Raw genomic sequence first — 21,650 nt, 5'->3', positions numbered from 1 at the left:
GCCTTCTCGGATTTCGTCAGGCCTCTTCGGTTTCCTTGTAGTCGTCCACGGGCACGCAGCTGCAGAACAGGTTGCGATCGCCGTACACGTTGTCGACGCGGCCGATGGGCGGCCAGTACTTCGCGTTCTTGAGTTCGGCCAGCGGAAACGCGCCGAGTTCGCGCGAGTACGGGTGGCTCCACTCGGTGCCGAGCAGGCTCGCAGCCGTGTGCGGCGCGTGCTTGAGCGGGTTGTCTTCCTTAGGCCACACGCCTTCTTCGATGCGGCGGATCTCGCCGCGGATGGCGATCATCGCGTCGATGAAGCGGTCGAGCTCGGCCAGCGGCTCGCTCTCGGTCGGCTCGACCATCAGCGTGCCGGGCACGGGGAAGCTCAGCGTGGGCGCGTGGAAGCCGTAGTCGATCAGGCGCTTGGCCACGTCTTCGGCGGTGACGCCGCTGGTGTCCTTCAGCGGGCGCAGGTCGAGGATGCACTCGTGCGCGACGTGCCCGTTGGGGCTCGCGTACAGCGTGGGGTAGTGGTCCTTCAGGCGCGCGCTGATGTAGTTGGCGCTGAGAATGGCCGTTTCGGTCGCAGCCTGCAGGCCCTTGGCGCCCATCATGCGGCAGTACATCCAGCTGATCGGCAGCACGGCCGCATTGCCCAGCGGCGCGGCCGACACGGCGCCCACGCCGTTCGACGGCATGCCTGCGGTCACGTGGCCAGGCAGGTACGGCACGAGGTCTTCGACCACGCACACCGGGCCCACGCCGGGGCCGCCGCCGCCGTGCGGAATGCAGAAGGTCTTGTGCAGGTTCAGGTGGCTCACGTCGCCGCCGAACTCGCCCGGCGCGGCCACGCCGACCAGCGCGTTCATGTTGGCGCCGTCGACATACACGCGGCCGCCGTGTTCATGCACCAGCTCGCACAGTTCCTTCACGCGGGTTTCGAACACTCCGTGCGTGCTGGGGTAGGTGATCATCACTGCGGCCAGCTTGTCGCTGTGCTTTTCGCAGGCGCGCTTCAGGTCGTCCATGTCGACGTTGCCCTGCGCGTCGCAGGCCGTCACCACCACCTGCAGGCCCACCATCTGCGCGCTCGCGGGGTTGGTGCCGTGTGCGGAAGACGGAATCAGGCAGATGTTGCGGTGGCCCTGGCCCTTGGCTTCATGGAACGAGCGGATGGCCAGCAGGCCTGCGTACTCGCCTTGCGAGCCAGCGTTGGGTTGCAGGCTGATGCCCGCGTAGCCGGTGGCTTCGCACAGCCAGGCGCGCAGCTGGGCGTCGAGCTGGGCATAGCCCTGCTGCTGGTCAGCCGGTGCGAAGGGGTGGATGTTGGCGAACTCGGGCCAGGTGATGGGGATCATCTCGCTCGTCGCGTTGAGCTTCATCGTGCAACTGCCCAGCGGAATCATGCTGCGGTCGAGCGCCAGGTCTTTGTCCGACAGGCTGCGGATGTAGCGCAGCATCGCGGTTTCGCTCTTGTGGGTGTTGAACACCGGGTGCGTGAGAAAGGCGCTGCTGCGGCGCAGGTCTTCGGGGATCAGCGGCGTGGTGCTGCCCGACAGGTCATCGAAGCGCGGCGCCTGCGTGCCGGCGGGCGCGAAGAGGCTCCACAGGGTTTCGACGTCGGCGCGCGTGCTGGTCTCGTCGAGCGAGATGCCCAGGTGCTGCTGCAGGCGCTGGCGCAGGTTGACGCCGGCGGCTTGCGCGCGCTCGATGATCGCCGGCGTGTCTTCGCCGGTGCGGATGGTCAGTGAATCGAACGCGGTGGTGTTGACCGGCTCGCGGCCCATCTGCGTGAGGCCCTTGGCGAGGATTGCCGTGAGCGCTGCCACTCGCTGCGCAATGCGCGTGAGGCCGTCGGGCCCGTGGTAAACGGCGTACATGCTGGCCACCACGGCCGGCAGCACTTGCGCGGTGCAGATGTTCGACGTTGCCTTCTCGCGGCGGATGTGCTGCTCGCGCGTCTGCAGTGCGAGGCGGTATGCGGGCTGGCCGTGCGTGTCGACGCTCACGCCGACCAGGCGGCCCGGCAGCGAGCGCTTGAATTCGTCGCGGCAGGCCAGGTAGGCGGCGTGCGGGCCGCCGTTGCACAGCGGCATGCCGAAGCGTTGCGTGGTGCCGCAGACGATGTCGGCATCGAATTCGCCGGGCGCGACGAGCAGCGTGAGCGCCAGCAGGTCGGCCGCGACGATGAGGGCGGCGTCGCACTGATGCGCGTGGCCCGCGAGTGGTCGCAGGTCGTGCACGTGGCCGGTGGTGGCGGGGTACTGTGCGAGCGCGGCGAAGAACTCGCCGCTCACCATCAGGTGCGGCAGCGTTTCCGACACGGTGCTCACCTTCACTTCGATGCCCAGCGGCGCGGCGCGCGTCTTGATGACTTCGATGGTCTGCGGATGGCAGTCGCCCGACACCAGGAACACGTTGCTCTTGCTCTTCACGCTGCGCTTGGCCAGCGTCATGGCCTCGGCTGCGGCCGTGGCCTCGTCGAGCATCGAGGCGTTGGCGATGGCCATGCCCGTGAGGTCGCACACCATCGTCTGGAAGTTGAGCAGGGCTTCCATGCGGCCCTGCGAGATTTCGGCCTGGTAGGGCGTGTAGGCGGTGTACCAGGCGGGGTTCTCGAGCACGTTGCGCAAGATGACGCCCGGCGTGTGCGTGCCGTAGTAGCCCTGGCCGATGAAGTTCTTGAACACCTTGTTCTTCGACGCCATCACCTTCAGCTCGGCCAGCGCATCGGCTTCGGTTGCCGGTGCGGGCAGGCGCATCGGCTTTGCGCGGCGGATGGCCGCGGGCACGATGCCGTCGATGAGCTCTGCTCGCGTTTCCGAGCCGATCACCGGCAGCATGCGCGCCTCGTCCGCCGCATCGATGCCGATGTGGCGGGCGAGGAATTCTTCGGCGTTCTCTAGTTCTTGCAAAGAGGGAAGGGCGGGCGTCGGCATGGCGGTGAGGGCTCGGGGAGAAGAAGGAAGGTGGCTGAGGAACTCAGCGGATCAGGATTCGGCGGCGAACTTGTCGTAGGAGGCCGCGTCCAGCAGGGCGTCGAGCTGCGCGGGCTCGCTCAGCTTGACCTTGAAGAACCAGCCGGCGGCCAGCGGATCGCTGTTGGCGAGCGACGGGTCGGCGCGCAGGGCCTCGTTCACTTCAGTGATCTCGCCCGACACGGGCATGAACACGTCGGCCGCGGCCTTGACCGATTCGACGACGCCGGCAACTTCGCCTTGCGCAAAGGTCTTGCCGACTTCGGGCAGGTCGACGAACACCACGTCGCCCAGCGCGTCCTGCGCATGCACGGTGATGCCGACGGTGGCTGCGTCGCCTTCGGCCGACACCCATTCGTGGTCCTTGGTGTACTTGATGCTCATGGAAAACTCCTCGTGGAAAAAATGAATCGGGGTGCAGAGCCTAGCCTGTCGACCAGGCTCAGCCGCGGTAGTAGCGGGTGGGCACGAAAGGCATCGTCGAGACTTCCATCGGCACCGGCTTGCCGCGCACGATGGCCTGCACGCGCGTGCCCGGCTCGGCGAAGGCGGTGGCCACGTAGCCCATGGCGATGCAGCGGTCGGCCGTCGGGCCGAGCAGGCCGCTGGTGACGATGCCGATGTCATGGCCTTCGAAAGATTGCAGCACCGTGCCGTCGCGCACCGGAATGCGTTCGAGGGCGACGAGGCCCACGCGCTTGCGCTTCAGCGTGTCGTGGTCGGTGTGGCCGGCGGCGCCTGCGGTCGCGACGGCGAGCTGCGCGAGGATCTTTGCCGCGCCAGGAAAGCCGCCTTCGCGCGCGCCGCCCGTGCGGCGCACCTTCTGCATCGCCCAGTTGAGCGAGGCCTCGACAGGCGTGGTGGTGGTGTCGATGTCGTTGCCGTAGAGGCAAAGCCCGGCTTCGAGTCGCAGCGAATTGCGCGCGCCCAGGCCGATGGGCTTGACCTCGGGCTGGGCCAGCAGCAGGCGGGCCAGCGCCTCGGCGTCCTTGGCGGCCACCGAGATCTCGAAGCCGTCTTCGCCGGTGTAGCCGCTGCGGGTGACGAAGGCGGCAATGCCGCCGATCTGCACCGCACCGCCCGTCATGAACACGAAGCGCTCGATGCCGGGCGACAGCCGCGCCAGCGTGGCCGCGGCCTGCGGGCCCTGCAGCGCGAGCAGGGCGTGGTCGGGCAGGGGCTGCACTTGGCAGCGGCTGCCGATCTTCTGCTGGATGTGGGCGATGTCGGCCACCTTGCAGGCGCCGTTGACGATCACGAAGATCGAGCCGTTGCCTTCATTGAAGAACATCAGGTCGTCGAGGATGCCGCCTTCGTCGTTCAGCAGCAGGCCGTAGCGCTGCTTGCCGGCGGGCAGGTCGATCACGTCGACTGGCATCAGGGTTTCGAAGGCGGCCGCGGCGTCGGGGCCGACGAGGCGCAGCTGGCCCATGTGGGAAATGTCGAACAGGCCGGCCGCATCGCGCGTGTGCTTGTGCTCGGCCATCAGGCCGGCGGGGTACTGCACCGGCATCGAATAGCCGGCAAAGGGGACCATGCGGGCACCGAGCTCCACGTGGAGGTCGTGCAGCGGCGTCTTGAGAAGTTCGGTAGCGGGGGCGGAAGAAGCAGCCACGGGGCACTCCAAAGGGGCAGACGAAATCCATGACGCAAGCCATGGGCCACCCCTGCTGTCCGCTTTACCTGAGAGATTCGCCCCACGATCGGGGTTTGCTCCTTCGGTGGGCCGATGGGCAGTTTTCACTGCAACGGCCTCTCTCCAGCAAGGAAACGCCGGTGTTCACCGGCGCCTTGTCAGTCCTTTTGCCTGAGCGTTCGGGAAACCCCTGCGCCTTCGGCGGCCCCGGCACGCGGGGCTCTCTCCTGACCCTGGCGAGTGTAGTGGATCGCGCGGGGCCGGGGTTTTGCGTCAGTGGATGATTTCGGCCGGCGGCAGCAGCTTGTCGATGCGCTCACGCAGCGATTCGGCCCGCTCTACCCCGGCGGTTTTCTCGATCTCGGTGAGCATCAGCGCGGCGATGGTCAGCATCGCCTCGCGGTCTCGGGCCTCGCGCAGGGCGTCGCGCATCTGCAGCGCGAACTTCGGGTCGCGCCGCACGAACATGCGCTCGCAGATGTCGAACAGGAACATACGCGTGGTGGCCAGCGAGCGCTTGCCGTCGAAGGTGTCGGCCGAGGTGGTGGCGACCTGGATCGGCTCGGCGGCGGCGATAGGCGCGGGCCGGGCGGGGGCCGCTGCCGGTGCGGGCGCCGGTGCCGCAGCAGCAGCAGCTTGTGGGGCCTGCAGGTAGCCCCGCTGCACCAGCGCCTGGATCGCCTGTTCGGCTTCAACCCGGTTGGAGAACAGCGGACTGAAGTCGGTCAGCGAGCGCCGGCCATCGGCCATCAGCAGCAGGGCGCGCTCACGCTGGCTGAGCGTGCGCTGTCCGCCCTGGAGTTCGTCGCGCGCCTTGTCGGTCTTGGTGGGAAACATGGCAGCCACAGCTTTCGGGAATCGAGGGCTGCAGCATCGTTGCAAGTGGTGACATCTTCATGAACCGTTTGCCTTACAGGGGCAATCGCGGCTGGCCTTCAGCCCGCGCTTTCCTTGCGTATGAGCCACTGGTTGCCCACGCGCTGCAATTCCAGCGTCTTGCGGCTCTTCTCGCGCAGCTTGTCGGCGCTGTAGGTCTGTTGAAAGCTTGCGCTGGCCGCCTGCCCCTGGACGCTGATGACCAGGCTGTCGATGCTCACGCTGATGGTCGTCTTGTCGGAAATGCGCGCGCGGCGGTCCGCCTCCCAGGCCTTGCGGTCCTGGCCTCGGGGCGGCGTGAAGTCGGGTGCATAGGCGGCCAGGTAGCGCACCACGTCCCGGGCTGACCAGGCCGCGGCCCAGGCGCGCACGGCGGCTTCGACTTCGCGGATGCTGGAGGCGGGATCGGCCGGCGCTGCTGCCGATACGGGGGCTGGTACCGCGGCGGGCGTTGCGGGCGGGGCGCCGAAGGCAGCCGGAGCCAGCAAGGCGCCGCCCAGCAGGCAGCTCAGGAATCGATTCATGGCGCAGTCCCCTCCTTGTCGGTTGTCGGCCCTTGGCCCGTCGCCCGATTCTGGCAGTGAACATCCGCCGATTCACCGGGCCGATCAGGCCCCGGAGCCCAGGCCGCTACTTGAACCCGAGCACGTGCGGCAGCCACGTACTCAGCGCGGGCACGAAGGTCAGGATGACCAGCACAGCCCCATGCGCCCAAAGGAACGGCACCAGCTCCTTCACCAGCGCCGACATCGGTACCTTCGACACGTTGCAGGTCACGAACAGCAGCCCGCCCACCGGCGGCGTGATCATGCCCAGCGTGAGGTTGAAGATCACGATCATCGCGAAGTGCACCGGGTCCACACCCAGCTTGATGGCCACCGGCGCAAGGATCGGCGCCAGCACCATCACACCCGGCAGCGGCTCGATGAAGATGCCGAACAGCAGCAGGAACACGTTGACGATGATCAGGAACATCCACGGCGAGAGGTTCATGCTGATGAGCCATTCGGCCATCTGCTGCGGAATGCCCTCGATGGTCAGCACCCACGCGAACGAGGCCGACAGCCCGATGATGATCAGCACCGAAGCCGACAGCAACGCCGAGCGCGAGAGGATGTCGGGCAGCATCTTCCACTCGAGCGTGCGGTAGACGAACTTGCCGCACACCAGCGCATAGAACACCGCCACCACCGAGGCCTCGGTCGGCGTGAACCAGCCGGCGCGCATGCCGCCCAGGATCACCACCGGCAGCAGGATCGCGGGAATCGCCTTCCAGGTCGTGACCAGGATCTCGCGCAGCGGCGGCGTTTGCCCGTCGCCCTTGTAGTTGCGCTTTTTCGAGACGTAGAAGTTCACGACGCACATCGCCACCGCGATCAGGATGCCCGGCATGATGCCGGCCGCGAACAGCGTGCCGACCGATACGCTTTCGTCCTGCAGCGCGTAGATGATCATGATGATCGAGGGCGGGATGATCGGCCCCACGATGGCGGTCGAGGCCGTGAGCGCCGCCGCGTACGAGCGGTCGTAGCCGGCCTTGTCCATCATCTTGATGAGCATCGACCCCGGCCCCGCCGCGTCGGCCAGCGCCGAGCCCGAGATGCCCGAAAAGAAGGTCAGCGACACCACGTTGGTGTAGCCCAGCCCGCCGCGCCGGTGGCCCACGAACTGGCCTGCGAAGCGCAGCAGCACCTCGGTGAGCGAGCCGCCGCTCATGAGTTCGGCCGCAAGAATGAAGAAGGGCACCGCCATCAGCGGAAAGCTGTCGATGCCGGTGAAGGTTTCCTTCAGCAGCACCATCAGCGGGTAGTTCTCCGCAAGGATCAGCGTGGTAACGGTGGAAAGGCCCAGCGCAAAGGCCACCGGCACGCCGATGGCCAGGAAAATGCAGGCGGAAACGATCAGAACAATGCTGGCATCCATGGTCGTTCTCCTTACAGCGACGCCGAGGCGTTGGCGTCGAAGTGCGCGTCGGACGCGAACTCCCTGCGCAGCACGTAGCCACGCACCACCAGCAGCCAGTGCACGATCAACAAGATGCCGCCGAACAGCATCGCGCTGTAGATGTAGGCGAACGGAATCTGAGTCACGGCAGTGAGCTGGAACATCGTGCGTTCCATGTACAGCCAGCCGTACCAGACCATGAAGCCGAAGAATGCGAAGAGCAGCCCGGCGACGACGATGCGCACCGCGACGGCCGCGCTGCGGGGCAAGGCGTCCTGCAGGTTCTCGACCGCGATGTGCCCGCCGTAGCGCAGCACCGGCCCGGCGCCCAGGAAGGTGAGCCAGATCATCATGTGGCGCGACACCTCTTCCGCCCATTCGAGCGACTGGCTCGTGGTGTAGCGCAGCACGACGTTGGTGAAGATGATGACCGACATGGCGGCCAGCAGAAGAATCAGCGCCCAGCGGTTGGCGGCGAGAAAGTAGCGCTCGAAGGCTTGCAATTTGTGTTGTTCTCTGTTCTGTCTGAAAAACGAAGCGCCCGGCGCACGCATGCGTGCCGGGCGCGTTGCCGGAGGGTCGGCCGTTGCGGCTCAGGGCTTACTTGACGTCCGTGATCTTCTTGATGTTGTCCGCGCCGAATTCCTTGGCGTAGCTCACGTAGGCGGGCTTCAGCGCCTCGCGGAAGGCGGCGCCGTCGACGGTGCGCGTGACCTTCATGCCGTCTTTCTCGAGCTGGGCAATGCCGTTGTTCTCGTCGTCGTTGACCTTCTTGCGCTGGGCAATGGCGGCCTTCTTCGCGGCTTCGGTGAACACCTTCTTGTCGGCGTCAGACAGCTTGTTCCACACCTTCGGCGACAGCAGAAGCAGCGCCGGCGAGTACACGTGGCCCGTGAGCGAGAGGTGCTTTTGCACCTGCGAGAACTTCGACGACAGGATCACCGGAATCGGGTTCTCCTGCCCGTCGACCGTGCCTTGCTGCAGCGCGCCGAACAGTTCAGGGAAAGCCATGGGCGTGGGCAGGATGCCGAAGGTGCGGTAGCCGTCCATGTGCACCTTGTTTTCCATGGTGCGCATCTTCAGGCCGGCCGCGTCGCTGGGCTTGACGATGTCGCGCTTGCTGTTCGTCATGTGGCGAAAGCCGTTCTCCGTCCAGGCCAGCGCGATGATGCCCTTGCTCGGGAACTTGGTCAGGATGTCCTGCCCGATGGGGCCGTCCATGACTTTGCGCGCATGGTCGTAGTCGCGAAACAGGAACGGAATGTCGACGATCTTGACCTCGGGCACGAAGTTGCCCACCGGACCGGTCGAGGTGTTGACCAGGTCCTGCGTGCCGAGCTGGATGGCCTCGATCTGCTCGCGCTCGCCGCCGAGTGCCGAGTTGGCGAAGTGCTGGCACTTGTAGCGGCCTTGGGTGCCTTTCTCGATTTCTTCGCAGAACACCGTGGAGCCCACGCCATAGTGCGACTCCTTGGAGGTCGCGTAGCCGATCTTCAGAACGGTCGGTTGCTGCGCGAAGGCGGAAGTGCCCAGGGCAAGCGAAAGGCAGGCGGCGGCGATGTGGCCGAGTTTCATGATGTCTCCGGGGGTTGGGGTCAGGTGCGCGTCAGGCGCAACGGACTATGCAACACCCGGGAGCTTTACCGCGTCGGGATTTTCACGGACGTACTCGCGAATGACGGCCTCGAAGTTTTCGTCGGACGTGAGCCCCAGCGCCCTCGCGCGCACGGTATCGATGTGGCCCGGCCAGGTCTTCACGATTCGCTGGATCGTCGGGTCGGGTGTGCGGTCCAGCAGGGCGGTGGCGGCCTTGCCGGCCACGCGCTCCAGCGCCGCGGCCATTTCGCCGACCGTGGTGGCGAGAGAGGGCAGGTTGAGCGCGGTGCGCGGGCCCCACTGCGCATCGCTGGCCTCGGCGGCGCGGATGATGCCTTCGATGGTGCGCGCCGGTGACGCAATGGCGACAGGCGTTGCGTCGGGCACGGGGCAGGCGGCGGGCAACCCGGCCAGCGGCTCGCGGATCATGCCGCTGAAGAAGCCCGAGGCCGCGCCGTTGGGCTTGCCCGGGCGCACGCTCACCGTCATGAGCCGCACGCTGCGCCCGCGCACGAAGCCCTTGCGCGTGAAATCGGCCACCAGCTGTTCACCAATGAATTTCTGGATGCCGTAGCTGGTCTGCGGCGTGGGCAGCGTGTGGTCTTCGATCACCTTCGGCAGCGGCTGCTCGGGCGAATCGCCGAACACTGCGAGCGAACTGGCGAACACCAGCATGGGTTTCGTGCCGAGCGTGCGTACTTTTTCGAGCAAGGCATGCGTGGCCGCGAAGTTGCTGCGCATGCCGAGGTCGAAGTCGGCTTCGCATTCACCGCTCACCGCGGCGGCCAGGTGGAAGATGGCATCGGCTTCGCGCCAGACAGTGGCATCTGCGTCAGCGGCAAGCTGTGCGTTCAGGTCGCCCGTCACGGTGGTGATGCGCGCATCGGCCGCGAGGTCGGTGGGAGCGCCCGCGCGGTCGACCAGCGTGATGCGTTCGATGGGCTGGGCCGGTGCGCCGGCCAGCGAAAGCTTGCCTTGCTTCAACAGCGTGCGTGCGAGGCGCGCGCCCAGAAAACCGGCGCCGCCGGTGATGACGATCTGCATGGGTTTTGTCTCCTGTGAGCCGCAAGAATAAGCGAGGCTCACCAGAGCTTGGCGCAGGCGCCGCTCAACACCACGTCGGCGCTGGGGGCCGCGGGCGAGGCGCTGCGCTCGCGCGTCACGACGAGGCGCGAGACCTTCGACAGAAGTTTCTCGGAGGTGTCGGGCAGCGTCAGCGTGCCAGCGCCGCTCGCGGGCACCGCGCCGATGGCGAAGGGCGCTGCATCGGCGGGCAAGGCCCACAGCACGAGCCGTTCACCGCCCGAAACGGGCAGCGCCGTCGCACCCAGCACCTTCAGTGTGACCGTGCGGCCATGCCGCAGCGAGCTGACCAGCAATCGGCCCCGGCCCTCGGTGTCGGTGAGCACGCCTACATAGCTTTGCGGCAGCCGCTCGCCCGTGCGCATCGCGAGTTGGTCGCTCGTGATGAAGGTGCCGGGCACGGCAAGGAACAACGCACTCGCGGCGACGACGCCCGCCACGAGCCCGCCGAAGCTGAAGCCTGCGGGCCGCAGCCAGCTGGTCCAGCGAGAAGGCCGTGCCTGTCGTGCTTGCTGTGCTTGGGCGGGTTGGGTGCGTGCGGCGATCGCGCGCCAGAGATCGGCCGAAGGCTTGCGCTGCGGCACCGACAGGGCCAACTGCCCGAGCCGCTGCTCCCATTGCGCCACCACGTCGCGCACGTCCGCGCGATCGCGCATCAGCCGCTCGAAGCGCCGCCGTGCGCCGCCCTCGAGCGTGCCCAATGCGTAGGCCGATGCCAGTGCATCGAGCAGGCGGGCGTCGGTGTATCTCATGGCGCCACCCCCTGCGCGCTCAGGCAGGCGCGCAGCTTATCGAGCCCGCGCCGTATCCATGCCTTGACCGTGCCGAGCGGCGCATTCATCTGTGCAGCCACCTCGGTGTGCGACAGGCCCTGGTAGTAGGCCAGCGCCAGGCTCTGGCGGAAGCTGCCGTCGAGCGCAGACATGCAGCCATCGATGCGAAGCGCATGCATGGCCTGGTCGAGCAGCTGCGCAGCGCCGGGGGCCGGGTCGGCTGTCGTGTCAGTTCCGGTTTCCGGCTCGCCGTCCGGACCCGTGGCCAGCGGTTGTTCGTGGGTTTTGCGCCGCTTGCGCGCGCGCAGTGCGTCCAGCGCCTTGTTGCGCACGATCGCGATCAGCCAGGTGATGGGCTGGATCTCTTGCCCGTCGACGCTGGAGCGATAGCCGCCCGCGTTTTTCCAGATGCTCACATAGGCCTCTTGCAGCACGTCTTCGGCCGCCTGTTCATTGCCTAACATACGAACCGCGACGCCGAACAGATGCAGGTGCGTGCGTTCGTAGATCTGGGCAAAGCACGCGTGGTCGCCACGGGCCGCGCCGGCGATCAGGTCTTGCAGGCTCATCAGAATATTTCTATTCATGCGGGCGAGTATTGCATCCGTTCCTGCGTGCGTGTCGTTTCTGGAGAAGGGCCGGATGATCCGGTCCGCACTCGTTCGTTTATCTTTTCTTCCTGAACCGGGAAATGCCATGACATTGAAATCGACGCGAATTCTTCCCTCGTGCGCTGCCCTGCTGGGCGCCGCCTTGCTTGCTGCTTGCGCATCGCCAGCCACCGAACTGCCGGCCGCCATCAGGGCATCCGATGGCGAACGCGCCGCCTTCACCTGGCACGCAGTGGGCGTGCAGATCTACGAATGCAAGGCCGGCGACAAGGGCGCGCTGGCCTGGCAGTTCGTGGCGCCCGAGGCGGAGCTTTACGGCCCCGGCGGCGCCAAGGCCGGCACGCACGGCGCGGGGCCCAACTGGACCGCGCTGGACGGCAGCAAGACGCTGGGCACGGTGAAGGCCCGCGCCAACGGCCAGCGTGAGGCCGACATTCCGTGGCTGCTGCTGTCCGCCAAGTCGGCCGGCGGTCCCGGAAAACTGGCCGATGTCACCGGCGTGCAGCGCATCAATACCCTTGGCGGCAATGCGCCGGCAAAGGGGTGCGAGGCGCAGGCCGATGCGGGCAAGCGCATCCGGCAGGACTACAGCGCGGACTACGTCTTCCTGGTCGCCAGGTAGCCGCATGAAGCGGGCCGGCCGGCCCGCCTCAAGCTCAGCTCTTCTTGGCGCCACCGGCCTTGAAGTTCTCGACGGAAGCCTTCAGGTCCTTGTACTCCGGGCAAGCCATGTTGCAGGCCTGGCCCAGCGCGGCAAGGCGCTGCTCGGCCTTGGGCAGATCGCCCATCGAGATGTACAGCTCGCCCGAATATTCGAGCGCACCGACGTGCTTCGGATCGATCTTCAGCGCGGCGTCGTAGTACTTCTCCGAGGCGGCCCACTTGCCGGCGCCGGACTTGCGTAGGGTGTAGCCCATGAGGTTGTTCCAGTCGGCATTGCCGGTGTCGTTGACGCGTTCGAGTTCGCTGATGGCTGCAGTCCACTTGCTGTCGGCGATCAGCGCGCGGGCGGCGGACAACTTGTTGGCAGGCGCGGCCTTGGCGGGTGGTGCGGGGGCGGGGGCTGGGTCGGCGGCGAGCGCGTGGCCGGCGGTGACGGTCAGAGCGGCGGCGATGGCGATGCGGTGGAGCAGGGTGTTCATGGCGAAAGATCCTCTTCGATGAGTTGAATGGGTTGGCGGACTGCGACGTGCATCGCCATCCTGATTCCATTTACGCCACGGGTTTCCGAACGGACGCATCGCCGCGAAAAAACGGACGAGAGGTTCCTGTCGTGCTCCTGCCTCGTAAAAGTTCGCGCTTAAAGTACCCGCTGGAGCGGAGGACCAACCATGAACAGCAGATTTGAAGTGCCAGATGTGGGGCCCGGTGCGCACCAAGCCAATCCTTACGCGCCGCCCGAGGCCCCAGTGGATCGGGCACCGCCACAGCGGCCTGAAGTAAGGAAGCCGATCGCGGCCTGGCTTCTGCAACTTCTTGCGGTGGTTGTCGGTGGGCTGTCGGCGCTCGGTATCTGGCGTCTCATGGCCTACCTGGTGCAGAACCCGCAGATTGAAGCGGGCGGCATGCTGTTGTTCTTCGACTTCGCATGGCGCTTGGGACTCGTCGCGAGCGCCGTTGGCGCACTGATCGGCACGCAACGGCGCACCGCCTATGGACGGTGGCTGGGCTTGCTGTTGCTCGCTGCGGCGGTCGTGTTGCTTGCATATCTGAAGCTCGGCCTGCCTTTCATGTCGACGCGCAACTCGTATTGGCGCCTCGCTCCTTCGAGCACAAGCGTGGACAACTCGGCGGAGGCAGCGGGCATCGTGCTGCTGTTCGGCCTCATGGCGTGGTGGGTGTACGCCTTCGGCTTCTCGGCCAAGGCCCGCAAGTTCTTCCGGGTCACGCCCCGTGTGGAGTCCACTGGTCCCCGCTAAAGGTCGGGGCCAGCAGCACCCGGTGGCCTTCGCATGCACCCCCGAACGCAAACAGCACCGAAACGAAAAAGCCCTCCGAAGAGGGCTTTGCCACACAAGCGCAGAGCGCCTTACATCCCCACGTAGTTCGGCCCGCCACCGCCCTCAGGCGTAACCCACACGATGTTCTGCGTCGGATCCTTGATGTCGCAGGTCTTGCAGTGCACGCAGTTCTGCGCGTTGATCTGCAGGCGCTGCTTGCCGTCTTCCGTGCCGACGAACTCGTACACGCCGGCTGGGCAGTAGCGGCTCTCGGGGCCCGCGAACTTGGCGAGATTGACGTTGACGGGCACCGTCGCGTCCTTCAGCGTCAGGTGGGCCGGCTGCTGCTCTTCATGGTTCGTGTTGCTGATGAACACGCTGGAGAGACGGTCGAAGGTGAGCTTGCCGTCGGGCTTCGGATAGACGATGGGCTTGCACTCCGCCGCGGGCTTCAGGTACTGGTGGTCGGGCTTGTTGCGGTGCAGCGTCCATGGAATATGGCCCTTGAGCAGCCATTGCTCGATGCCGTTCATGAAAGTTGCAATGCCCAGGCCCTTCTTGAACCAGGCCTTGAAGTTGCGCGCCTTGTTCAGCTCGGCGTGCAGCCAGCTCTTCTCGAAGGCAGCCGGGTAGGCCGTGAGCTCGTCGTGCTGGCGGCCGGCTGTGACCGCGTCGAAGGCGGCCTCAGCGCACAGCATGCCGGTCTTGATGGCGGCGTGGCTGCCCTTGATGCGGCTCACGTTGAGGTAGCCGGCCTCGCAGCCGACCAGTGCGCCGCCCGGGAACACCGTCTTGGGCAGCGACATCAGGCCGCCGGCCGTGATGGCGCGCGCGCCGTAGCCGATGCGCTTGGCCGGCTTGATGCCCTTGGCCTCGTCGCCTTCGAGGTACCAGCGGATGTTGGGGTGCAGCTTCCAGCGCTGCATTTCCTCGAACGGGCTCAGGTAGGGGTTGCTGTAGTCCAGTCCCGTGATGAAGCCCATGGTGACCTTGTTGTCCTCCATGTGATAGAGGAAGGCGCCGCCGTAGGTGTTGTTGTCCATCGGCCAGCCGGCGGTGTGCAGCACGAAGCCGGGCTGGTGGCGCTTGGGGTCGATTTCCCAGACTTCCTTCACGCCGAGGCCGTAGGTCTGCGGGTCTTTGCCCGCGTCGAGCTTGTACTTTGCAATCAGCTGGCGGCCCAGGTGGCCGCGCGCGCCTTCGGCGAACACGGTGTACTTGCCCAGCAGCTCCATGCCGAGCTGGAAGTTCTCGGTCGGTTCGCCGTCCTTGCCGACACCCATGTTGCCGGTGGCCACGCCGCGCACCGAACCGTCTTCGTTGTAGAGCACTTCAGCGGCCGGAAAGCCCGGGAAGATCTCGACGCCGAGATTTTCGGCCTGCTGCGCCAGCCACTTGGTGAAGGCGCCCAGGCTGATGATGTAGTTGCCGTGGTTCTGGAAGCAGGCCGGCAGGAAGAGGTTGGGAGTGCGCAGGCTCGACTTCTCGCCCAGGAACACCATCGCATCGTCTGTCACCGGCTGGTTCAGCGGGGCGCCGAGTTCCTTCCAGTCGGGCAGCAGTTCGTTGAGCGCGCGCGGGTCCATGATGGCGCCCGAGAGGATGTGCGCGCCGGGCTCCGAGCCCTTTTCGAGCACCACGACCGAGATCTCTTTTTCGTGTTGCGCGGCGAGTTGCTTGAGCCGGATCGCGGTCGAGAGGCCGGCCGGGCCGCCACCGACCACGACCACGTCGTATTCCATGGCTTCGCGAGGGCCGAACTGGGCGAGGATTTCGTCGTGGGTCATGTGGGTTGGGTCGATAATGATTTTTCGAGGCGCGGGGCTTCCCGGGTTGCGGGGCATTTTATGCGGCGTCCACGGGCGGTCCGTGTCACTCGTGGGCGGGGCGCTTGGGCGTCACCTGCGCGACTCCACAGGATTCAGTTCATGGCTTACAGCATCGATCTTTCCGGCCGCGTGGCCTTCGTCACCGGCGCCTCCAGCGGGCTCGGCGCCCAGTTCGCGAAAACCCTGGCTCGTGCGGGCGCCGCGGTGGTGCTGGCCAGCCGCCGCGTCGAGAAGCTCAAGGAGCTGCGCGCACGCATCGAAGGCGAGGGCGGCGACGCCCACGTGGTCGAGCTCGACGTGACCGACATCGGCAGCATCAAGGCGGCGGTCGCGCGTGCCGAGACCGAGGTGGGCGCCATCGACATCCTGGTCAACAACTCGGGCGTGAGCACCACACAGCGCCTGCAGGATGTGACTCCCGACGACTACGACTACATCTTCGACACCAACGTGAAGGGCTCCTTCTTCGTGGCGCAAGAGGTCGGCAAGCGCATGCTGGCGCGCGCCCAGGGCACGGCGCCTGGCACCTACATCGGTGGGCGCATCATCAACATTGCGTCGGCGGCGGCGCTCAAGGTCATGCCGCAGATCGGCACGTACTGCATGAGCAAGATCGCCGTGGTGCAGATGACCAAGGCCATGGCGCTCGAATGGGGTCGCTTCGGCATCAACGTGAACGCGCTGTGCCCGGGCTACATCACGACCGAGCTCAACGAGGAACACTGGAGCACCGAAGGCGGCGCCAAGCTGGTCAACATGCTGCCGCGCAAGCGCGTGGGCAAGCCCGAAGACCTGGACGGCCTGATCGTGCTGCTGGCCAGCGGCCAGAGCCACTTCGTGAACGGCGCCGTCATCGCGGCCGACGACGGGTTCTCGCTCTGAGTCCGCGGGCTTGGGTCGGCATTGCGGCCGGGCTGGCCGCGGGTGCGCTCTGGGGCTTGACCTTCGTGGCACCGCGCATGGTGGGCCATTTCGGCATGGTGGACATCACGGCCTCGCGCTTCGCGGTGTTCGGAGCGGTCTCGGCGCTTGCCGTGTTTGCGCGGCCTGCCGCCGTGCGCTGGCCGAACGGGCGGCAGGCGCTCGCGGCGCTGGGGCTCAGCGTGCTGGGCTTTACCGGCTACTACCTGCTGCTGGCCTTCGGCATCGAGGCGGCGGGCACCGAGGTACCCAGCCTCATCATCGGCACGATCCCTGTCTGGATGATGCTGCTGGGCCGGCCCGTCGGCCTGCGGATGCGCGCGCTGCTGCCGGGGCTGCTGCTCACGGGCGCGGGCATCGCGCTGATGATCTATGGCGCATGGTCCGCGCAGCACGGCGCAGGCAGTGGCGGTGCCCGCTTCGGCTGGGGCATCGCGCTGGCGCTGGCCGCAATGGCAAGCTGGACGGTGTACGGCCTGCTCAATGCCGCCTGGCTGCAGCGCCACACCGAGCTCAACGCAACCGACTGGGCCAACTGGCTCGGCGTGGCGACCGGCCTGGGCGCCTTGCTGCTGTGGGGCGTTGCGGGCAGCGACGTGGCGACGCTGCAGGCGCAGCCCGACGGCATGCTGTTCGTGTGGATCGCGCTGGCGAGCGGCTTCGGCTCGTCGTGGCTGGCCACTATCCTCTGGAACGTCGCGAGCCAGCGCCTGTCCGCCAGCCTGTGCGGCCAGCTGATCGTCAGCGAGACGCTGTTCGCGCTGTTCTATTCCTTCGTCTGGGACGGCCGCTGGCCGCAGGCCGCCGAGTGGGCGGCGGCGCTGCTGTTCGTGCTGGGCATCCTCGCATCCATCAAGGCGCACCGATGAGAATCGAAATCCCTGAAAAGAAAAAGCTCGTGTATGAAACGTCGATCCCGATCCGATGGGGCGACATGGATGCAATGGGCCATCTGAACAACGGCACCTACTTTCGCTACCTCGAAACCGCGCGCATCGACTGGATGCACTCCATCGGCTTCGAGCCCGAGCCTGGCGGCGAGGGCATGGTGATCGTCAACGCCTTCTGCAATTTCTACCGGCAGATCGAATACCCGGGCAACGTGCTGCTCAAGATGTACGTGAGCGACCCCGGCCGCACTACCTTCGAGAGCTGGGGCACCATGGCCCGCGAGGAAGAGCCCGACGTGATCTGCGCGGCCGGCGGCGCGACCACCATCTGGGTCGACTTCCCGAAGCAGAAGGCGCTGGCGCTGCCCGATTGGCTGCGCGCGCTGGTGAGCGAGTGAACGGCGGTCCGATGAAGCGGAAGCTCCTGGCGTTAACGCTCCTGGCATTGCTTGTCACCGGCAGCCGCGCCCAGATAGGCCTACCCGGCAAGAACGAATGCGCAGCCAATGCGCCGTACGCGAGCGCCGAGGCGCTGAAGAAGGCAGGGCTTGAACTCCCCGCATTCAAGCGCTATTGCTACACCGACAAGTCGGGCAGCTACGTCTTGCTGCTCGGCGAGAAGCAGGACGAGCCATACGCCGGGGAACTGCTGTCCTCGGCCATCCAGGCCTCGCTCTACAAGGTGGGCGGCGACAACACTTTGACCCGTGAATGGTCGATCCGCGACTTCGCCAACAAGGACGAGGCCGGCGTCAACTTTCGCTCGAAGCTCATCGAACTCGCGGACATCGACGGCGACGGGCTGGTCGACCCGATCCTCGTGTATCGCTTCTTCAACCCCGTTGACGCCGATCACATCGACAACGACGACTACGTGGGGCGCATCAAGATCGTCGCTTTCCATCTGGGCCGCAAGGCGACGATCCACGCCATCACCGGTCATCTGGACGGCGATCGCAAGACCACCGCCAATGACAACTACTTTGCGTTGCCCAAGCCGGTGCAGCGGCATCTCGTGAAGAAGATGAAGGCGATGTACGACGCCGGGCAGTTCGGCTTCGACAACTCCTATGGCTTTGTGCCGAAGAAGGAAGCTGCCCGGCGCTGAAGAGGCTCAGGCCGGCCGCAGCACGATGCGCGCCTCGAAGCCGTGCGCCGCGCCCAGGGGCGGTGACGAGAGTTCGAGCTTCGCGCCGTGCTTCTCGACGATGGTGCCCACGATCGAAATGCCCAGGCCATAGCCCGCGCGGTCGGAGCTGTGGCGCACGTGGCGCTCGCGCAGGGTTTCGAGCTGCGCGGGGGTAACGCCGTGGCCGGTGTCGCGCACGGCCAGGGTGCAAGGCGACATCACCTCGATGACGACGCGGCCGCCGCCGTAGCGCAGCGCGTTCTCCACCAGGTTGCGCAGGGCAATTGCGAGAGCATCGACGTCGCCGAGGGCCAGTGGCACGACGCTGTCGGGTACCTTGAGCATGAGCCGCTCGGCATTCTGCGGGTCTTGCCAGAACTCCTGCGCCACGGTGCCGGCAAGCTGCACCAGGTCGACCCGCGTGCGCGCGAGCGAGGCGCCCGATTCCGCGCGCGACAGCTGCAGCAGCTTTTCGGTGCGATGGCTGAGGGTGCGCAGCGCATCGAGCGCGGCCTGCACGTCGTTGCGCTGCAGGTCGTGCTCCAGCGCGGTCTGCAGCCGCAGGCGGGCGGCGGCGAGCGGCGTGCGCAGCTCGTGCGCGGCATTGGCCGCCAGGGCGCGCTCCACGTCGAGCGAGTGAGACAGCCGCTCCAGCAGCCTGTTGACGTGATCGCCGACGGTGCGCAGCTCCTTGGGCAACCCGCCGGGCAGGGCGATCGGGCTCAGGTCGGCGCCGCTGCGCTTCTCGATCTCGCCGGCCAGATCCTGCAGCACCCGCAGCTCGGTGCGCGCCACGTTGCGCAACACCAGCGCGAGCAGCGGCAGCACTGCGCCGAGCGGAATGATCAGGCCGAAGAGCGTGCGGTTGAGGGCGTGGCGGCGTTCGTCGAGCGGGTCTGCCACCTGGAAGAACAGGCCCAGCGTCGGGTGTCGCACGGTGTAGATGCGCCAGGTCGGGTTGTTCGCGAAGCCGGCGGCCAGCGGCACGTCGAAGGTGTCCGCGGGCGCCTCGGCGGAGCGCAGCATCACATGCTCGTGCAGATCGACGATCTGGTAGATCACCGCGTCTTCCGAGAACAGCTGCTTGGGCGCGATCAGCGGTTCGCGCGGCGGCTCCTGGCCCGGGTGCTGCAGCTTTTCCAGTTCCTGCACCGCCATCGCGAACATGCGGTGCGAGACCTCGACCAGTTCGTTGTCGAAGTTGTGGTTGATCTCGCGGTCCACATACCAGACCACGGCGAACACGCACAACAGCCACACGCCGCCGACCCAGATGATCAGGGTGCGGGTCAGCCGGCCGGCGAGCGAGTCGCGGCCGGCCGCGAAGCTGGAGGCACTCATTCGTCGTCGTCCGCGGAGAACGACAGCCGGTAGCCGAGGCCGCGCAGTGTCTGGATGTGGCTGCGTCCGAGCTTGCGCCGCAGGCGGCTGATGAAGACCTCTAGCGTGTTGCTGTCGGCCTCGTCGCCGAAGCCGTACAGCGCATCGGCGAGGTTCTCGCGCGTGTGGATGCGCTCGGGCCGCGTGGCCATGACGCGCAGCAGCGCCCATTCCTTCTGCGTCAGCGTGATCGGCGAGCCGTCCTTGCGCACCATGTCGTGCGCCAGGTCGATCTCGAGCGTGCCGAGGTGTAGCACCGGCGAACTGCTGGAGCTGCGGCGCCGCTCGACCGCACGCAGGCGTGCAAGCAGTTCGGCAGGGTCGTAGGGCTTGATGAGGTAGTCGTCGGCGCCGGCGTCCAGGCCGCGGATGCGGTCTGTTACCTGGTCGCGGGCCGTCAGCACGATGACGATGGGGCGCTCGGGCAGGGCGCGGATCTGCGGCAGCAGCGAGAGGCCGTCTCCGTCGCCCAGGTGCAGGTCGAGCAGCACGGCTGCGTACTGCACCGAGAGCAGGGCGCCGCGCGCGTCGGCCAGGCTGGGCGCCACGTCGACCACGAAAGCCTTGGCCAACAGATAGCTGCAGACGGCATCTGCCAATGCACTGTCATCTTCGACCAGCAATATGCGCACGCATGTCTTTCCAAGAAAAATTGCAGTCTAGCGTCACCGAGTTGCACCGGGCCTTTCAGTCAGGTTCGGTTCATCTTGCTTCAGGCTCGGTTCATTCCGCAAACGTAGGCTCGCGACTGTTTTTCAGTCCTGCCTTCGTCCATGACTCGTTTTCCCAATTTTCGTCTGGGGGTTCTGACCCTTATCGCACTGGTTGCACTGATGGCGTGGGACGCGACGGGCGGGGATCTGATGCTGGCGCGCATGGCAGGGTCCCACATCGGGTTTCCCCTGCGCGACAGCCCCTTCATGGTTCATGTGATGCATGAGGGCGCCCGCGACCTCAGCTGGGTGCTCGTGATCACGCTGTTCGCCGCGATCCGCTGGCCCTTCGGCCTGCTGCGCCGCCTGAGCACCGGTAGCCGCGTGCAGTTGGCCCTGACCGTGCTGCTCTCGGTGATTGCGGTCAGCGTGCTCAAGCACGCCAGCCACACCAGTTGCCCTTGGGATCTGCAGGAGTTCGGCGGCATGGCGCGCTACGTGTCGCACTGGTCGTGGGGCGTCGACGACGGCGGGCCAGGCGGGTGCTTCCCGGCCGGCCATGCTTCGGCGGCCTTTGCCTACGTGGGCGGGTATTTCGTGCTGCGCCGGGTGTCGTCCCGCGCTGCAGCAATCTGGCTAGGGGTGGCGATGGTTGCAGGGCTCGTGCTGGGTGTGTCGCAGCAGCTGCGCGGCGCCCACTACATGAGCCACACGCTCTGGACGGCCTGGGTCTGCTGGGTTGTGGGCTTTGCCATCGAGGTGGCGGTAACGCGCTTCGGTTCGCGCGCATTGAGGCCGGCGGTGCCCGCACATGCAGGACCTTGATTTCGCGCTGTTCAGGCTGATCAACGCGGGCATGTCGGTACCGGCATGGAGCCTGGGCTTCGCAGAGTTCTCCTCCAACCTGCTGCCTGCTCTGTTGACGCTCGCCATCGGGGTCTGCGCATTGTTCAGCCGGCGCTGGCGCTATGCGCTGTTCACGGTGCTGATGAGCGTGCTGGCCGTGTGGCTGATCGTGAACATGATCCGTGCGGTGGCGCCGATTCCCCGGCCTGCGTTCTATGGCCTGGGCATCCAGTGGGTGCCGCAGGGCGTGCGGCCCGGTTTCCCGAGCCTGCATGCGGCCGGCACCTTTGCCGCGGCCTTTGCGCTCTGGTGCCTGCCTTCTCGCTGGCCCATGCTGGCGGCGCTGCTGGTGGCCGCCGTGGTGGCGTGGAGCCGGGTGTACCTGGGCCTGCATTTCCCCTCCGACATCGTGGCGGCGGCGATGCTGGGTGCGCTGGTGTCGATCGTGGTGGAACGCGGCGTGAGCCGGCCGCTGAGCCTGGCCGTTTCCAGCGGTGCTTTCGTGACGCGGCAGCGGGCGAGGATGAGGATGCTGAGGATGCGCAGGGCCAGCCTGAACACTGACTGAATAGTCAGTT

General features: G+C 66.6%; 23 protein-coding genes and 2 riboswitches. Of the genes, 8 read left to right on the top strand and 15 right to left on the bottom strand.

All coding sequences use genetic code 11. The features are described from left to right. Nucleotides 1-16: 16 nt before the first annotated feature. The 11 genes from gcvP to BLW48_RS16460 form a co-directional block, all read right to left on the bottom strand. Entirely contained in the window at nt 17-2,926 is a 2,910-nt protein-coding gene (gcvP, locus tag BLW48_RS16510; protein WP_093176304.1) for an aminomethyl-transferring glycine dehydrogenase, read from the bottom strand. A gap of 51 nt (nt 2,927-2,977) precedes the next feature. Next, nucleotides 2,978-3,349, bottom strand: coding sequence for a glycine cleavage system protein GcvH (gene gcvH, locus BLW48_RS16505; RefSeq protein WP_093055555.1), 372 nt, complete (start codon nt 3,347-3,349; stop codon nt 2,978-2,980). Between the two features lie 58 nt (nt 3,350-3,407). Next, entirely contained in the window at nt 3,408-4,580 is a 1,173-nt protein-coding gene (gene gcvT / locus BLW48_RS16500; protein WP_093176302.1) for a glycine cleavage system aminomethyltransferase GcvT, read from the bottom strand. Nucleotides 4,581-4,625: 45 nt separating this feature from the next. Further along, nucleotides 4,626-4,738, bottom strand: a riboswitch (glycine riboswitch). Between the two features lie 12 nt (nt 4,739-4,750). Then, nucleotides 4,751-4,841: riboswitch (glycine riboswitch) on the bottom strand. 33 nt (nt 4,842-4,874) lie between these two features. Next, nucleotides 4,875-5,438 (bottom strand): hypothetical protein, encoded by a 564-nt coding sequence (locus BLW48_RS16495; protein WP_093176299.1) that lies wholly within the window; start codon nt 5,436-5,438, stop codon nt 4,875-4,877. Nucleotides 5,439-5,536: 98 nt separating this feature from the next. Then, nucleotides 5,537-6,001, bottom strand: coding sequence for a L,D-transpeptidase Cds6 family protein (locus BLW48_RS16490; RefSeq protein ID WP_093176297.1), 465 nt, complete (start codon nt 5,999-6,001; stop codon nt 5,537-5,539). 106 nt (nt 6,002-6,107) lie between these two features. Beyond that, nucleotides 6,108-7,400, bottom strand: coding sequence for a TRAP transporter large permease (locus BLW48_RS16485; protein ID WP_093055563.1), 1,293 nt, complete (start codon nt 7,398-7,400; stop codon nt 6,108-6,110). An 11-nt stretch (nt 7,401-7,411) separates the two neighbouring features. Then, complete coding sequence (locus tag BLW48_RS16480; RefSeq protein WP_093055565.1) at nt 7,412-7,924, bottom strand: TRAP transporter small permease; 513 nt, start codon at nt 7,922-7,924, stop codon at nt 7,412-7,414. Between the two features lie 97 nt (nt 7,925-8,021). Continuing rightward, a complete protein-coding gene (locus BLW48_RS16475; RefSeq protein ID WP_093055567.1) occupies nt 8,022-8,996 on the bottom strand; it encodes a TRAP transporter substrate-binding protein in 975 nt (324 codons plus the stop codon). Nucleotides 8,997-9,041: 45 nt separating this feature from the next. After that, nucleotides 9,042-10,061 carry a D-erythronate dehydrogenase gene (denD, locus tag BLW48_RS16470; RefSeq protein ID WP_093176294.1) on the bottom strand — a complete coding sequence of 340 codons (1,020 nt, stop codon included), beginning with the start codon at nt 10,059-10,061 and terminating at the stop codon, nt 9,042-9,044. A 38-nt stretch (nt 10,062-10,099) separates the two neighbouring features. After that, complete coding sequence (locus BLW48_RS16465) at nt 10,100-10,852, bottom strand: anti-sigma factor (protein WP_093176291.1); 753 nt, start codon at nt 10,850-10,852, stop codon at nt 10,100-10,102. Then, the gene (locus BLW48_RS16460; RefSeq protein ID WP_256330788.1) at nt 10,849-11,442 is read right to left on the bottom strand and encodes an RNA polymerase sigma factor; all 594 of its coding nucleotides are present in this window, start codon (nt 11,440-11,442) and stop codon (nt 10,849-10,851) included. Before BLW48_RS16460 ends, BLW48_RS16465 begins: the two co-directional genes overlap by 4 nt. A 127-nt stretch (nt 11,443-11,569) precedes the next feature. Between BLW48_RS16460 and BLW48_RS16455 the strand changes: the two genes are divergently transcribed. After that, a complete protein-coding gene (locus BLW48_RS16455) occupies nt 11,570-12,106 on the top strand; it encodes a DUF3455 domain-containing protein (protein ID WP_093176286.1) in 537 nt (178 codons plus the stop codon). Between the two features lie 34 nt (nt 12,107-12,140). Here the strand turns inward: BLW48_RS16455 and BLW48_RS16450 are convergent, their stop codons facing one another. After that, nucleotides 12,141-12,626, bottom strand: coding sequence for a tetratricopeptide repeat protein (locus BLW48_RS16450; RefSeq protein WP_093176283.1), 486 nt, complete (start codon nt 12,624-12,626; stop codon nt 12,141-12,143). A 189-nt stretch (nt 12,627-12,815) separates the two neighbouring features. Here BLW48_RS16450 and BLW48_RS16445 point away from each other — a divergent pair, with 189 nt between their 5' ends. After that, the gene (locus BLW48_RS16445) at nt 12,816-13,403 is read left to right on the top strand and encodes a hypothetical protein (protein WP_143047750.1); all 588 of its coding nucleotides are present in this window, start codon (nt 12,816-12,818) and stop codon (nt 13,401-13,403) included. A 110-nt stretch (nt 13,404-13,513) separates the two neighbouring features. On the opposite strand, the gene BLW48_RS16440 is transcribed toward BLW48_RS16445, so the two are convergent. Next, nucleotides 13,514-15,211, bottom strand: coding sequence for an electron transfer flavoprotein-ubiquinone oxidoreductase (locus BLW48_RS16440; protein WP_093073270.1), 1,698 nt, complete (start codon nt 15,209-15,211; stop codon nt 13,514-13,516). Between the two features lie 141 nt (nt 15,212-15,352). Between BLW48_RS16440 and BLW48_RS16435 the strand changes: the two genes are divergently transcribed. From BLW48_RS16435 to BLW48_RS16420, 4 genes are read left to right on the top strand one after another with little or no spacing between them, the layout of a single operon-like run. Then, on the top strand, nt 15,353-16,135 hold the full coding sequence (locus tag BLW48_RS16435; protein ID WP_093055581.1) for an SDR family oxidoreductase: 783 nt from the start codon (nt 15,353-15,355) through the stop codon (nt 16,133-16,135). A gap of 20 nt (nt 16,136-16,155) precedes the next feature. Continuing rightward, the gene (locus BLW48_RS16430) at nt 16,156-17,043 is read left to right on the top strand and encodes a DMT family transporter (RefSeq protein ID WP_256330792.1); all 888 of its coding nucleotides are present in this window, start codon (nt 16,156-16,158) and stop codon (nt 17,041-17,043) included. After that, nucleotides 17,040-17,462 (top strand): acyl-CoA thioesterase, encoded by a 423-nt coding sequence (locus BLW48_RS16425; protein WP_093073272.1) that lies wholly within the window; start codon nt 17,040-17,042, stop codon nt 17,460-17,462. The genes BLW48_RS16430 and BLW48_RS16425 overlap by 4 nt, the downstream gene beginning before the upstream one ends. An 11-nt stretch (nt 17,463-17,473) precedes the next feature. Then, complete coding sequence (locus BLW48_RS16420) at nt 17,474-18,172, top strand: M949_RS01915 family surface polysaccharide biosynthesis protein (RefSeq protein WP_143047749.1); 699 nt, start codon at nt 17,474-17,476, stop codon at nt 18,170-18,172. A 6-nt stretch (nt 18,173-18,178) separates the two neighbouring features. Here BLW48_RS16420 and BLW48_RS16415 read toward each other — a convergent pair whose 3' ends face one another. Next, nucleotides 18,179-19,534, bottom strand: coding sequence for a sensor histidine kinase (locus BLW48_RS16415; protein WP_093176275.1), 1,356 nt, complete (start codon nt 19,532-19,534; stop codon nt 18,179-18,181). Further along, nucleotides 19,531-20,205: a response regulator transcription factor gene (locus BLW48_RS16410; protein ID WP_093073278.1), complete on the bottom strand. Its 675-nt coding sequence runs from the start codon at nt 20,203-20,205 to the stop codon at nt 19,531-19,533. Before BLW48_RS16410 ends, BLW48_RS16415 begins: the two co-directional genes overlap by 4 nt. 141 nt (nt 20,206-20,346) lie before the next feature. Between BLW48_RS16410 and BLW48_RS16405 the strand changes: the two genes are divergently transcribed. Both BLW48_RS16405 and BLW48_RS16400 read left to right on the top strand, forming a co-directional pair. Further along, the gene (locus BLW48_RS16405) at nt 20,347-21,051 is read left to right on the top strand and encodes a phosphatase PAP2 family protein (RefSeq protein WP_093073280.1); all 705 of its coding nucleotides are present in this window, start codon (nt 20,347-20,349) and stop codon (nt 21,049-21,051) included. Next, nucleotides 21,038-21,640, top strand: a complete 603-nt coding sequence (locus BLW48_RS16400; RefSeq protein ID WP_093176273.1) for a phosphatase PAP2 family protein — start codon at nt 21,038-21,040, stop codon at nt 21,638-21,640. The genes BLW48_RS16405 and BLW48_RS16400 overlap by 14 nt, the downstream gene beginning before the upstream one ends. Nucleotides 21,641-21,650: the final 10 nt, after the last annotated feature.

The organism is Variovorax sp. YR266 (genome assembly GCF_900107295.1).
GTDB lineage: Bacteria > Pseudomonadota > Gammaproteobacteria > Burkholderiales > Burkholderiaceae_C > Variovorax.
Note: the sequence above shows the minus strand (reverse complement) of the source record. Positions and strands in the feature narration are given on the sequence as shown.